This is a genomic window from Providencia sp. PROV205 (assembly GCF_028479505.1).
Lineage (GTDB): Bacteria > Pseudomonadota > Gammaproteobacteria > Enterobacterales > Enterobacteriaceae > Providencia > Providencia huaxiensis.
Genome location: NZ_JAMPNU010000002.1, coordinates 49,872 through 63,154, shown reverse-complemented (window position 1 = coordinate 63,154; position 13,283 = coordinate 49,872). Strand labels below are relative to the sequence as shown.

The following is a 13,283-nucleotide window of genomic DNA, read 5'->3' as shown; positions in this document are numbered from 1 at the left end:
TATGGAATTTCAGATTACTGGACACAATATTGAAGTTACTCCTGCATTGCGCGAGACTGTTGAGAAAAAACTCAAAAAATTGGAACAATTATTTGATCGTATTAATAATATCCAAGTTGTCTTGAAAGTTGAAAAAGTTCAGCAAATTGCGGAAGCAACCGTGCAAGTCAATGGAGCGGATCTCCACGCATCAGCGGAAGAAAACGATATGTACGCCGCTATAGATATACTCGTAGACAAACTGTCGCGCCAATTAACCAAACATAAAGAAAAACTGAGACAACATTAATACATTGATACGGCTTATTAATGAGCCGGGTAATGTTTCAAACCAGATGGTGGGATACACCATCTGGTTTTGTAGTCCTAAGTGAACAATAAAATGAATAGTGATATAGAAATCCAGTTAAACGTTGTTTTATCATCAGCCTGTACACGTAATAATATTGTGTGCACCAGTAAAAAAAGAGCTTTAGAAATTATTAGTGAGCTGGCTGCCGTTGAATTGGAATTACCTGAAAATACGGTATTTGAAGCGTTATTAACCAGAGAAAAAGTTGGCACAACAGGTATTGGTGGTGGTATTGCCATTCCTCATGGAAAGCTGAACGAAGGTGAAAGTAGCCGTGCTGTCGGTGTCTTTTTGCATTTAGAGGAGCCGATTGCGTTTGATGCAATTGATAATCAGCCTGTTGACTTGTTGTTCGCGTTACTTGTGCCATCAGACCAATGTAAAACGCACTTGCATACATTGTCGCTTATCGCCAAAAAATTAGCCGATAAAACGCTCTGTAAACGCCTACGCAGTGCACAAAGTGATGAAGAGCTATACCGCATAATTACAGAGTAAGTGATAAATTATGTATCTTGCCATATGCAAATGATATTGTTATGGTTTCTAAGTAATATTATTTGGCAAATACTGCTTTTCAAGAAGCACATTATTAGGAAACAAAAGGGAGCAAGCTCATGGTGCTGATGATAGTCAGCGGCCGTTCCGGTTCGGGGAAATCCGTTGCCTTACGTGCGCTGGAAGATATGGGTTTCTATTGCGTAGATAACCTACCGGTTGTATTACTACCGGAGTTAGCGAATTCACTGGCTGATCGTAATATTTCAGCAGCGGTAAGCATCGACGTGCGTAATATGCCCGACAATCCAGAGATTTTCGAAGAAGCGATTGATAAATTACCTTCAACCTTCTCTCCTCAATTATTGTTTCTAGATGCCGATCGTAACACGCTTATTCGCCGTTACAGTGATACTCGTCGACTACACCCGCTTTCAAGTAAAAATCTTTCACTTGAAAGCGCAATAGATGAAGAAAATGAGCTACTTGAGCCTTTACGCTCTCGGGCTGATTTAGTTATCGATACTTCTGAAATGTCCGTTCATGAATTAGCTGAGATGCTAAGAACACGTTTGATGGGCAAACGTGAGCGTGAACTGACAATGGTGTTTGAATCTTTTGGCTTCAAACATGGTATTCCTATTGATGCGGATTATGTATTCGATGTGCGCTTTTTGCCCAATCCGCACTGGGATCCGAAATTGCGTCCAATGACAGGCCTTGATAGACCCGTGGCTGCATTCTTAGATAGGCATACTGAAGTCCATAACTTCATTTACCAAACCCGTAGCTATTTAGAATTATGGTTACCGATGTTAGAAACCAATAACCGTAGCTACTTGACTGTCGCAATTGGCTGTACCGGGGGTAAGCACCGTTCAGTGTATGTCGCTGAACAACTTGCCGACTATTTCCGCTCTCGTGGTAAAAATGTGCAGTCACGCCACAGAACGTTGGAAAAACGCAAGTAACAGCAATGACCGTAAAAGCCACAATAACGCTCAAAAATCGGCTTGGAATGCATGCAAGGCCTGCTATGTTACTCTATGATTTAGTTAAACAATTTAACTCAAGAGTTATTTTGCGTAATAATAATCAAATTGAGGCTGAGGCCGATAGCGTTATTGCGATGTTGATGTTAGACTCAGAACAAGGCAGTAATATTGATATTGAGGTTAGCGGCCCAGATGAAAATCAGGCATTATCCGCAATTATTAACCTGTTCGAAAGTGGGTTTGACGAAGAGTAGTCAATTCAAACCTAACGATAAAAATATCAATCTGTATTTTTTACAAAGGTAGGCTTAGAGATCGTGATCATGATCTCTTCCCTTTAAAGCGTATAGCGCCTAATATTTTAAACAAACTTATTTCTAGCGACACCCCCTACCTTATGGGTGGGGGGTGTTTGCTTTGTATGTCTCTATTGGAGTGTGGTATGACAAAGCCAACAATTATTATCAATGATTTAGATGCTGAACGTTTAGATGCACTGATGGAACAGCCGGCTTATGCGGGCACACCGGTTGCCGATGCGCTCAATGATGAACTTGACCGTGCGGATATTCTGACCCCACAAGAAATGCCTGCTGATGTGGTCACGATGAACAGTACCGTTCGCTTTTTGGATTTAATCAGCAACGAAGAGCGCACACGTACCTTAGTTTACCCGGCGTCACTGAAAGATAGCGCAGAGCAGCTGTCTGTTATGGCACCGATTGGTGCGGCCTTATTAGGCTTGCATGTCAACGATGAAATCAGCTGGGAACTGCCAAACGGCGTTCAAACACGTGTTCGCGTACTTGAAATTGTTTATCAGCCAGAAGCGGCTGGTGAGTTTCACCGTTAATCTCGACAACGGCTGAATTAAGGAAGGCTTAGCGAAAAAAGTTTTATTTAAAAAACTCTGGTAAGTCCTCTAACATATTCAGGCACTCAATTGAGTGCCTTTTTTGTTGCTTTAAAATGAGCAAAGTAGAAAACTATTCTCCCGCAATACTCATTTCAGGGATCAATACCGAACCACACTGAATATTGCTACGAGTTTCAATATCATCAGCGATAGTGACCATATTCGCCCACATATCTTTTAGGTTCCCAGCAATGGTAATTTCACTCACAGGGTATTGAATTTCACCGTTTTCGACCCAAAAACCTGAAGCCCCACGAGAGTAATCCCCCGTAATACCACTAACCCCTTGGCCCATTAATTCAGTAACGATTAGCCCTGTTCCCATTTGTTTCAGCAATGCATCGAAAGAAAGGCCTTGCCCTGCAATACGCCAGTTATGGATGCCACCCGCGTGACCCGTACTTTGCAGACCTAACTTTCTTGCGGAATAGCTGGTCATCAACCACGTTTGCAAAACACCATTTTCAACAATATTGCGTTCACAGGTACGAACGCCTTCGCTATCAAAAGGGGATGACGCCAACCCACCCATTAAATGAGGTTGCTCATTGATAGTTAGCCAGCTTGGTAAAATTTGCTTTCCTAAGCTATCCAATAAAAAAGAGGATTTACGATAAATACTGCTACCGCTAATAGCGCCGACTAAATGACCAAATAGACCAGTTGCCACTTCTGCTGCAAAAATAACAGGGGCTTTCATTGTCGGTAATTTACGTGGCGATAAACGAGATAAAGTACGGCGAGCACACTCCTGCCCAACCCACTCAGGCGACTGTAATGCCCCTAAGCTACGGCCAATCGTATAAGCGTAATCACGCTCCATTTCACCATTTTGCTCAGCAATCACACAGCTCGACATTGAATAACGGCTAGAACAGTAGCTTTGCAACATGCCATGGGAGTTACCAAATACGCGAACCCCATAGTGGCCGTTAAAACTTCCACCTTCCGTATTTACAATGCGTGAGTCTGCATTTAATGCTGACATTTCCGCAATCGACGCTAAGCGGATCGCTTCTTCGGGAGAGAGCTCGCTCGCTTGGAACAGGTTGAGGTCTGGAGCTTCAAAAGCCAGCAAAGATTTGTCTGCTGGCCCTGCACACGGGTCTTCTGAGGTGTAGTTAGCAATATCAATTGCCGCCTGAACAGTCCGTTCAATGGCTTCAGGACTTAAATCTGTTGAAGACGCACTGCCTTTACGTTGTTGATGATAAACGGTGATCCCTAGCGCTCCATCACTGTTAAACTCAACATTTTCGACTTCCCCTTGGTGGGTACTCACACTAATCCCTGTGCTTTTGTTTACTGCGACTTCCGCAGCATCACAACGTGTTTTAGCAAATTCTAATGCGTGTGCGACGGCTTCTTCGAGTTTTTTGCGTTGTTCGGTGACTTGTTCAGTTACACTCATGCTTTAGTCCAATCAATAATGTGGGGGAAACGTGATTTTCTGCCCTAACAAGCAAATGCTAGGTAGTCATAGAGGGGTTTTCCCAGTTACAATATATAATAGATGAATGTTAACACTCACAACACAGTAAATCATATTAATTACGCGTAATTAAACCACTGTGTTCGGTAAAAAGGAAAATCGATATGGCCAAACAGCCTGATGACTGGCTGGATGATATCCCAGCGCCGCAAGACGAAGAAGACGAGGAAATCATTTGGGTCAGTAAAAGCGAAATTAAACGCGATGCTGAGATCCTCAAAAAGTTAGGGGCTGAGCTCGTAGATTTAAGTAAAAGTGAGTTAGAGCGCATCCCGTTAGATACTCAATTACTTGAAGCCATTGAACTTGCCCAAAAAATCAAACGTGAAGGCCGTCGTCGCCAATTGCAACTGATCGGTAAATTATTACGTTCACGTGAAGTTGAGCCAATTACAGAGGCTCTGGATAAGCTTAAAAACCGTCACAACCAGCAAGTGGTCATTTTACATAAACTGGAAGACTTACGTACCCGTTTATTAGATGGCGGTGATGAAGTCATTGAAGACGTGGTTGCCCTGTTCCCACAAACAGACAGGCAACAACTGCGTGCATTAGTCCGTAATGCGAAAAAAGAGCGTGAAGGTAATAAACCACCAAAAGCCTATCGACAAATCTTTCAATACTTGAAAGATCTCTCTGAAATGGCTTAATGAATTATCCCCTATGCTGCGGCTAGGGGATTTTTCTTTGTAAATTAAGCAATAATCTGAAAAACCTAACAGCGTGTTGATAGCGCTGCCGAAACAACCTATCATGCCATTGTTAGTCATACTTTGACCCGTATTATCGCGGCTGCTGAACCCCGATAAATAATGAGGAAGATATGGATAATACCCGAAATAGAGCATGGCGCAGAGCCAAAGCTCGGATCAATAAATCCCGCGATCAACTAAATTCACGCCTAGTTGACTGCTATACACCTGAAAAAAACTGGAAACAGATGTACGGTCGAAGCGAAAAGATGATCCGTGCAGCCCAATTAGGTATGGCATACCCGCAAGTGAGTAATATACAGCTTGCCCGTATTAGCCTTGAAGAGACACACAATAACTCGTGAATATTTTATTCATTTGCAGTAAAAACCAATGGCGTAGTCCAACCGCTGAACAGATCTGGCGCAACCATGAAAGTTGGGTCACCCGTTCGGCGGGAACGAGCCGCAATGCGAGGCGCCCTGTTAATGCGGATTTAATCCGCTGGGCAGATGTAATTTTTGTGATGGAGCAAAAACATAAAAACCGCTTAAGAGCAGATTTCCCCCGCCTTTTGGAATACAAACCGCTTCATGTTCTGGATATTCCTGATAATTACCCCTATATGGACCCAGAGTTGATTGAAATACTCAAAACCAGTGTGTCTAGTATTCTTACCAACCATAACTAGCTAAAATGCGTTTTGATCGTATCAAGTAGTGTTCTGAACTCAGTATAGCCTTCTCTATCAAGAAAATGACCGGCTGAGCCTTCAATAATAACCTGTGTTTTTAAGGCATTAGCCAATGCTTTCGAAGACTCTGGTGACACAATTTCATCATTGGTTGATATAATCGATATTCGATTATTTGCCACTTGTATGAGTTCATCATAATTCAATGGTTCGCTTGTGTGGTGCTGTAATTCAGGCAATGTAGGCTGTTCTTCATCAAACCCTGATACCAATACATAACCCGCTACCGGCTGCCCTGCATTTTGAAGAAATCGTAATACGGTAACGCAACCTAAGCTATGGCCAATCAAAACCGTATTTTCATCAATATCAAAAGGCAAGTGTTGTAAGCGCTGCTGCCATCTTTCAGGGTTGGGGGCTAATGAGTCAGGCATGGTGGGCACGTTAACAAAAGCGCCTAAAGCTTCGAGCTCTGATTTCAACCATGGAAACCAGTTTTTTTCAGGGGATGCGGTATAGCCGTGAACAATCAGGAATTTTTTTTCTTTTAGCGGAAATGCAGTACAGGTAACGTTATTCATCCTAAAGACCCCTATCAGCTCAGTTATCTTATTTAGACTTTACCATGAGTGATAGGAATATTAGTTAGAGCTTTTTGTTATATCTAAAGCAAAAATGAACTCTTCTTCCCACATATCTTGTGCGTCATTCATCACATCAATAACATCTGCGAATTGGATACGTTGTTCCGCAGTCATGTGTGAAAACGTGATAGTTACAGGTAACTCAATGCCTGCGGAAACCATGTCCCACAAGGCATCAAGATTACGACCAAACCAGTCAGGAAGGGAAAATTGCCGAGCAAATTGGTCATAAAAATCATTCAATGAGTTTATCTGCCTGAAATCAAAGCTCACCTGTTTGCTCATCACGATTTTCCTTTAGTTGACTTGTGTAAAGCTCTTATAATGGTCATGCGTCACAAAAATCATCCCATCCGATGAGTATAGCAAACGGTCTGCCCCACGATGACCACAGCGATAATTGATGTCAGCTTCAAACCACTGGCGCCCTTGTGCAATGGGTAACCCTTTCTCACGGTTAGAAAAACGGTCTCCGCCAATCGCTCTTCCTGGTAATACATCGCAAAGATTGCCTTTTTTCGCATCCCATCCAGCTTCACGAGCTTGCTTTTTCGTCATATAAAAAGCGGGAAGTTTTTGATATTTTTCCATAAAACTAACGACATTATCTTGTGCGGTTAGTTTATCAATCGGTTGTGCTGTTTCTTTTGGCGTTATCGCTTCACGAGAAGGTGGATTACTTTGGTTAACCGGTGGCTCAGATGGGGTTTTATCTCCACCATTAAAATACAGGCTAATCACAATCAAAATAGCCATCAACACGACGGGTAAAATACGTTTATTCATAACACCTCAGTTGTTTTGTGCTTTGCAGACACACAAACGCCCTAGTCACAATATCTCCAAGAGTTTGTCACAAGGGCGAGCAAAGCCTAATTTATATCATAACCGTGAAAATTAAGCGGTACCACCAACGGTCAGTTTGTCCAGTTTTAATGTAGGCTGCCCCACACCAACAGGCACACTTTGGCCTTCTTTACCACAAACACCAACGCCTTTATCTAGCGCTAGGTCATTACCGACCATTGAAATCTGCTGCATAGCTTCAACACCAGAGCCGATTAACGTTGCCCCTTTCACAGGAGAAGTAATCTTACCCTTTTCAATCAGGTAAGCTTCTGATGTCGAAAATACAAATTTACCTGAGGTGATATCTACCTGACCACCACCAAAGTTTGGTGCATATATGCCTTTATCCACACTTGCGATGATTTCTTCTGGCGTTGATGCCCCTGCTAACATGTAAGTATTGGTCATACGCGGCATAGGTAAGTGTGCATAAGATTCACGGCGTGCATTACCTGTTGGAGCAACTCCCATCAGGCGTGCATTCAGTTTATCTTGAATATAATTACGTAAAATACCATTTTCTATTAGGACGTTATACTGCCCGGGTACCCCTTCGTCATCAATGGCAAGGGAACCACGACGGCCTGCTATCGTGCCATCATCCACCACAGTGCACAGTGGTGATGCCACTTGTTCACCTATTTGACCTGAAAAAACAGAGGTGCCGCGACGGTTAAAGTCACCTTCTAAGCCATGGCCCACCGCTTCATGTAATAGAACCCCCGGCCAACCAGCGCCCAGCACAACTGGCATCATTCCAGCAGGAGCGGCAATTGCAGACAAGTTCACCAGCGCCATACGCACCGCTTCACGTGCATATTGCTCAGCAACCACTTGCCCTTGATGAATTTCCAAGAAATACTCGTAGCCATAACGGCCACCGCCACCACTCGCACCGCGTTCGCGCTTGCCGTCATGTTCCACCAGCACGCTGACCGATAAACGCACTAATGGGCGAATATCTGCCGCTAAGGTGCCGTCTGTTGCAGCGACTAACACTTGCTCATAAACACCGGTTAAACTGGCATTGACCTCAATGACACGCGGGTCTTCTGCGCGAGCAATTTGGTCAACACGATGCAGTAAATCAATTTTTTGTTCCCGCGATAAGCTTTGCAGTGGATCTGCCATTGAATACAGTTTTTTATATTCAACGTTAGTTAGAATTTGTGATTTACCAGAACCTTGCTCATTCACAATACTGCGTGCAGCAGTCGCACTTTGTGTCAGCGCATGTAGCGAAATTTGGTCTGCGTATGCAAACCCGGTTTTTTCACCACTGACAGCTCTCACACCAACACCTTGGTCGATATTGTAAGAGCCATCTTTGATGATCCTATCTTCAAGCACCCACGATTCATGGAAGCTCGATTGAAAGAACAGATCCGCATAATCCAGATGGCGCTCAGATAACAAACCTAAAATGTCATACAGATTTTCTTGCCCAAGGCGGTTGGCGGCCAGCAAATGTTCGCTGACAGAAGCTAAACTCATATTCGTTACTCTTTGGTTTCTTTTTTAATCAATGATGTCAATTGCGGTCTAAAGCGGTTGTGTTTTACCACTTTAATTTGCTCACGCATGACACTTAAGCTGTCTGTTTTAATATTCAGTACCGTAGAAGCGACTGCATCCACGTTCTTTTTCATCACTTTACCCCACCCATCAACTGCAAGGCTGTGCCCCCATGTGCGACGGGTACCATGCACACCGACTTGAGCAGGCGCTAAAATATAGCATTGGTTTTCTATCGCACGAGCGCGTAATAATGGCTCCCAATGTGCTTGGCCGGTATAACGGGTAAATGCAGCGGGTACAGAGATAATTTCTGCGCCTTGCTCACGTAATGCTTGGAATAAACCAGGAAAACGTAAATCATAACAAATTGTCATGCCAAGGCGACCAACGGGTGTATCAACGACGGTAATATGTTCACCGCGTTGATAAATTACAGACTCGTTATAAGTGCCTTGCTCGTCTTCGATATTGACATCAAACATGTGAATTTTGTCGTATCGTGCTTTAATATTTCCTTCTGAATCAAATAATAAGCTACTACTTGTAATACGCTCAGGATCTTCACGGCTAACCATTGGCATTGAGCCAATTAAAATCCAAACATGATAACGTTTGGCCATTTCGCTGATCGCATTTTGCAAAGGGCCTTTTCCTTGCTCTTCCGCTTGTTTGCGATACGTTGCTGCATCCGCAAATAACAGTGCGTTTTCAGGTGTCAGTACTAACTCAACAGTTTCGGGTAACTGTTTGATTTGTTGTTCTATTTGCGCTAAATTGTGTTTAGTATTATTTCCGCTACATAACTGCAAAAGTGCAACGTTGCCATTTTTCATTACTCTTGAGTCTCCTTAAGTTGACGTAATACCTCATCAATTTTTGGCTCGTCCAAGCTACCAGTTACTCGGTAACGAATAACAGAAACTTTACTCCATAATGGACCGAGCACTTTCGTTGCTGCAAATACCGCAGCCCCAGCAAATGGATTTACCACAAACGCGGTTGCTACTCCTACTGTAGCAGATATTTCTGGTGTGATGACGGCTTCAACGTTAATTTGGCGTTTAACAAGGTCAATTTGACCATCAAATGAAATGTCTGCAACTAAGCCATCAACATAGGTATTTTTCGAAACCAACACACCATTTTTAATCGTCGCATCACCTTTAATCGAGTCAAAATCGAAGTCATTACTAAACGTGTCGCTAAAATCAAATCGTAGTTTACGTAACAAGGCGTCAAAGCTGACTAGACGCAATATTTGCCCTGCCCGGCCACCGCCCATTTGGGCAATCGCACCTTTACCCAATTTCACAGACATTTTACCATTTAAAGAGGCAATATCGGGTGACCAAGGCAAATCGGCCCAATCTAAATCAAATTCAATAGTATAAGGTGATTGGATAATAGGAACTAATATACCAAAATAGGCCGCTGTTTCGTCGAAAGCATCACCCGTTAATGAGCCTGCAACTTGTGTTTTGTTGCCTTTTTTGCTGTCCCAAATAGCATCTAGCTTTAATTTCGTGACACTGTTATCTAGCGTACCGCCCGTCAATTGCAATAATGACCCTTTAGGTTGGATATTCGCGCTAATCTCCCCCAGTTTCTGCCCAGCAACCCAACACTCTTTACAGTGCAACTGTAATTGCGGCCATTGGCTAAAATCAAATTGGGTTGTGGCAAGGTCATTAATTTGGGCGCTCGTAGAAGCACTGGGATTGTAATACAAATAATCAATGGCAACCTGCCAAGGCTGTGAAGCAAATATTTGTAACGAACCTTTCAGGTTTTCACTATTGATATGAACCAGTTGCTCAGCTCGTTGTAGATCATAGGAAAAGTTGACTGCATTCCATTGCTGCCCTACGAGATAAATAGATGGAATATTGACCTCGAGCATGTCAGGTAAGCGAATATTCATACCGCCTTCTCGGCTATGAGAAGACACTAACAGCCCAGCTAATTTCTCCCAGTTCATATCGGTAATAGCTGGCAAATTAACGACAAAAGTCGAGTTTTTAGGTAATTCAGGAATGCCATTACGCCATTGGGCAACATGGGCTTTTAATAAGCTTAAAGGCTTATCACTCAGCCCCCATTGAGTATTAAAACCAATGCGCTTACCAATATCACCACCAACCACCAACTGCTCTGTCGTTCCTTTCGCCTGAACATTGATTTGCCCAAGCTCGGCTAATAGAGCGCTATCAATAGCGGGTAGCTGGCTTTTCAGTTGTTTGAGCCCTGCGGTGACGTCTATTTGTAAACCTACTGGCTCTTTTGCCGTATTTGGAATGGTAATGGCGACTTGGCTTTTCCAGTCAGTGGTTCCTGACACCTTTTGCTTAATCTCAGCAGGCAACATTGCCAATTTATTCACCGCCCAGTTTCCGTTAATATTCACATCCACTAAATAATTTTTTGCTTGGTCTGTGGTGGTGAAGTCGACAGTTATCGGCTGTTCAAACCAATGGCCCCGCAGGTTTTCACCGCGTAAATCGCCATTGTTAAACTCAAAACTGCCCGTTAAAGCGGAAATAGTGCTATCAATCGGCTGAATGTATAAATCATTTTTATTGAGATTGACCTTCCCTTTGGCAACAACGTCCTTACCCGCTACCAGTGGAATAGATAATCCCAACTGCCCATAAACTGTTCCCCCAATTTGTAACTCTTCAAGCGTATCGCCAATTGAGTGGTTCATCGGGGTATGCACAAAATATTGTTGGATTTGTTTTCCTGTCCCACTGATATCCGCATTGATATACAACATTTCTTTAGTGTAATCCGGGATATTAGCATCAAGATTGGTTGCGGTGGCATCCGCCAATTTCACAGTTGGTGCATGCATATATAGCCCTGCACGCCTGAAGTCTAAATCCATATCCAAGTTCAATAACGCAGGCCATTCGCTGTCATATTCAAATGTGGCATCACGCAGAGGGACGTAAACTTGGAATTGCCCATCATTGTCATCATAAGGAAAATGAGCAGGATCACCTTTATAGACTAAAGTCGCGTTATCTACACTACCTGCGATAATCGCTTTCGTCAGGTAATCTGCCACATCTTGGCCCATTAATTTTTGGGGGAAATAACGCCATGCATCCCCCGCATCATCTAAACGAATTCCTGCGAGGATCGCGAGATCCGCATAATTTCCTTTTTTCGCTTTTGCGTAACGAAACTCACCATTTGCCCAAAGAGACTGAGCTTGTACATCTAATGATGGGCTCCACAATTTAAATTCACTGTCATTATTGACCCAATGGAATTGACCTGTTGCCGTTTTTATCAAAAAAGGGGCTTTAAATTCATCACGATAATCCACTTCACTATCTTGTAAGCGAACTGTGGCACCACCACTTTGCATTCCACCAATTAAAGCCCCCGAAAAATGGTTAACCGAAGGTAATTCTTTCCATTTTTTCCAGCTAACATTTTGCCAGTCCATGTTAAATTGTACGTTTTCAGGCAGATTTGGCGTGATATCAAGCGCAAATTCACTCACCACACCCGTTGGTTGGCGGTGTTGCCAATCCTGTACCATTTCAGGGGTTAAAAAGGAAAATGTGGGTAAAACTTCGCTTAAACGTTCAAGTTCAATATCTTTTGCACGGATGCGCCAATGGTCATTATCCTGATATTTCTTGCTGGCAGGCAAATACAAGACAGAGACGCTCCCTTGCGGCCAGATAAACTCATTGGTTTTCAAAGTATCAAGCTCAGGAATGTTAAATAACCACCCATTCCCCTGCCTTTTCATTCGCAAAAGCAAATCATTGACTTGCAAGTTTTGCGCTAATTCGCCCGTTCCCCAGTTAGCTTCACCTTGCCGTAGTTGAATAAGGCCACTATCAATCCGGTTATTTTTCAGGGTTACCCAAGAAGACAAACTAAAATTGGCATCCCGCAATGAGGTATTATCACGCAGCCAGCGGCTAAGCCATGGCTGCATGTCAATATTATCCGCTTGCAAATAAAAAACCCCATCACTTAACACGCCATTTTTATCTAACACATCAAGCTTTACTTGCAGATAACCATGCTGCTTATTAATGGTTTCAAGGCTTACAAAACCTTGAGCACGATGCCGTTCATTGTCATTAAGCCATGAAAGCTCAGGTAAAATCAGCGTTGTTTTTTGTTCAGAAGGTGTGAGAAAGGTTAATTGGCTTTCTTTTAATACGAAATGGTCGAATTGCCTTAAAAATAGATCTTCAATCCCATCTAAAGAGCCGCCTTCCGACGAGTCTCCAAAGCTAAAAGGAATTTTATAATCCACATTTAATTGGTAAAAGGTTAAGTCACGAAAACGCCAGCGTAGAGAAAATAACGAGCTCCAGATATCTAATTCAACCCTAATAGTATTCGCTGTGACATCGATGGCTTGATTCTGTAAAACCACATCAGATAACGTCAGTGCAGGACCAAAAGATTGCCAAGCCCCTTCGATTTTACCAAGCTGCACGGACATATCGGTCTTTTTTTCAACGTAATCGACCAAGTCTTGCCGATAATTATCGATATTTGGCAGAAGAAAACGCAGCCCTGACAACACTAATGCGCACAGCAATAATATAACCGCAGTCGTCACCAGTGCTACACGTGGCAGTCGTCTCACTAATATCTC

General features: G+C 43.0%; 15 protein-coding genes. 8 read left to right on the top strand and 7 right to left on the bottom strand.

All coding sequences use genetic code 11. The annotated features are described in order from the left end of the window. The first annotated feature begins 1 nt into the window (after position 1). The 5 genes from hpf (at position 2) to rnk (ending at position 2,698) form a co-directional block, all read left to right on the top strand. A complete protein-coding gene (gene hpf / locus PR800_RS02705) occupies positions 2-289 on the top strand; it encodes a ribosome hibernation promoting factor (protein WP_102137933.1) in 288 nt (95 codons plus the stop codon). A 93-nt stretch (positions 290-382) separates the two neighbouring features. Continuing rightward, a complete protein-coding gene (gene ptsN, locus PR800_RS02700) occupies positions 383-850 on the top strand; it encodes a PTS IIA-like nitrogen regulatory protein PtsN (RefSeq protein ID WP_102137934.1) in 468 nt (155 codons plus the stop codon). A gap of 119 nt (positions 851-969) precedes the next feature. Then, positions 970-1,821 carry an RNase adapter RapZ gene (rapZ, locus tag PR800_RS02695; RefSeq protein ID WP_004258318.1) on the top strand — a complete coding sequence of 284 codons (852 nt, stop codon included), beginning with the start codon at positions 970-972 and terminating at the stop codon, positions 1,819-1,821. Positions 1,822-1,826: 5 nt separating this feature from the next. Continuing rightward, positions 1,827-2,099: a PTS phosphocarrier protein NPr gene (gene npr, locus PR800_RS02690; protein ID WP_102137935.1), complete on the top strand. Its 273-nt coding sequence runs from the start codon at positions 1,827-1,829 to the stop codon at positions 2,097-2,099. A 188-nt stretch (positions 2,100-2,287) separates the two neighbouring features. After that, the gene (rnk, locus tag PR800_RS02685) at positions 2,288-2,698 is read left to right on the top strand and encodes a nucleoside diphosphate kinase regulator (protein ID WP_102137936.1); all 411 of its coding nucleotides are present in this window, start codon (positions 2,288-2,290) and stop codon (positions 2,696-2,698) included. Positions 2,699-2,831: 133 nt separating this feature from the next. Here rnk and pmbA read toward each other — a convergent pair whose 3' ends face one another. Next, entirely contained in the window at positions 2,832-4,172 is a 1,341-nt protein-coding gene (gene pmbA, locus PR800_RS02680) for a metalloprotease PmbA (protein WP_272530149.1), read from the bottom strand. Between the two features lie 185 nt (positions 4,173-4,357). Here pmbA and yjgA point away from each other — a divergent pair, with 185 nt between their 5' ends. The 3 genes from yjgA to PR800_RS02665 all read left to right on the top strand — a co-directional run bounded on the left by yjgA (position 4,358) and on the right by PR800_RS02665 (position 5,636). Then, the gene (gene yjgA / locus PR800_RS02675; RefSeq protein WP_004258329.1) at positions 4,358-4,903 is read left to right on the top strand and encodes a ribosome biogenesis factor YjgA; all 546 of its coding nucleotides are present in this window, start codon (positions 4,358-4,360) and stop codon (positions 4,901-4,903) included. Between the two features lie 173 nt (positions 4,904-5,076). Next, positions 5,077-5,310: a hypothetical protein gene (locus tag PR800_RS02670; RefSeq protein ID WP_102137938.1), complete on the top strand. Its 234-nt coding sequence runs from the start codon at positions 5,077-5,079 to the stop codon at positions 5,308-5,310. Then, positions 5,307-5,636, top strand: coding sequence for a low molecular weight protein tyrosine phosphatase family protein (locus PR800_RS02665; protein WP_272530148.1), 330 nt, complete (start codon positions 5,307-5,309; stop codon positions 5,634-5,636). Before PR800_RS02670 ends, PR800_RS02665 begins: the two co-directional genes overlap by 4 nt. Here the strand turns inward: PR800_RS02665 and PR800_RS02660 are convergent. The 6 genes from PR800_RS02660 to yhdP form a co-directional block, all read right to left on the bottom strand. Further along, a complete protein-coding gene (locus PR800_RS02660) occupies positions 5,633-6,220 on the bottom strand; it encodes an RBBP9/YdeN family alpha/beta hydrolase (protein ID WP_166264313.1) in 588 nt (195 codons plus the stop codon). The genes PR800_RS02665 and PR800_RS02660 overlap by 4 nt on opposite strands. Before the next feature lie 60 nt (positions 6,221-6,280). Next, entirely contained in the window at positions 6,281-6,568 is a 288-nt protein-coding gene (locus PR800_RS02655) for a barstar family protein (RefSeq protein ID WP_102137941.1), read from the bottom strand. A gap of 12 nt (positions 6,569-6,580) precedes the next feature. Next, positions 6,581-7,069 (bottom strand): ribonuclease domain-containing protein, encoded by a 489-nt coding sequence (locus tag PR800_RS02650; protein WP_102137942.1) that lies wholly within the window; start codon positions 7,067-7,069, stop codon positions 6,581-6,583. Between the two features lie 111 nt (positions 7,070-7,180). Next, positions 7,181-8,626, bottom strand: a complete 1,446-nt coding sequence (gene tldD, locus PR800_RS02645) for a metalloprotease TldD (RefSeq protein WP_102137943.1) — start codon at positions 8,624-8,626, stop codon at positions 7,181-7,183. Positions 8,627-8,631: 5 nt separating this feature from the next. Further along, positions 8,632-9,483 (bottom strand): deaminated glutathione amidase, encoded by an 852-nt coding sequence (gene nit1, locus PR800_RS02640; RefSeq protein WP_166264311.1) that lies wholly within the window; start codon positions 9,481-9,483, stop codon positions 8,632-8,634. Further along, positions 9,483-13,274 carry an AsmA2 domain-containing protein YhdP gene (gene yhdP, locus PR800_RS02635; protein WP_272530147.1) on the bottom strand — a complete coding sequence of 1,264 codons (3,792 nt, stop codon included), beginning with the start codon at positions 13,272-13,274 and terminating at the stop codon, positions 9,483-9,485. Before yhdP ends, nit1 begins: the two co-directional genes overlap by 1 nt. Positions 13,275-13,283 lie beyond the last annotated feature (9 nt).